The sequence below is a fragment of the Pseudomonas sp. PDM22 genome (genome assembly GCF_014851965.1).
In the GTDB taxonomy this organism is placed as follows: Bacteria; Pseudomonadota; Gammaproteobacteria; order Pseudomonadales; family Pseudomonadaceae; genus Pseudomonas.
This window is the reverse complement of the sequence record NZ_JACVAR010000049.1, coordinates 1-281: the sequence shown is the minus strand read 5'-3', so window position 1 is coordinate 281 and position 281 is coordinate 1. Positions and strand designations below refer to the sequence as shown.

At 66.2% G+C, this 281-nt stretch carries 1 protein-coding gene; it reads left to right on the top strand.

Annotated elements, in window-relative coordinates:
- Positions 1–281, top strand: a 281-nt coding sequence (locus IB255_RS30590; RefSeq protein ID WP_192211298.1) for a type VI secretion system Vgr family protein, incomplete at both ends; no start/stop codon positions are given.

Here is a 281-nt window from a genome sequence, read left to right as displayed (position 1 = left end):
ACAAGCTACGCCTGGATGACTCGCGCGGAAAAGAGCACATCAAGCTCAGCACCGAATACAGCGGCAAGAGCCAGCTGAATCTCGGCCATCTGGTGGATGCGCAACGGCAGCAACGCGGCGAAGGCTTCGAACTGCGCACCGACGGTTGGGGCGTGGTGCGCGCCGGCAAGGGCCTGTTCATCAGCGCCGACGCCCAGCCCGGCGCACAGGGCAAAACGCTGGACATGCAGGCCGCCGTGCGCGAGCTGGAGCAAGCCCTGGAACAGGTCCGCGCCATGGCC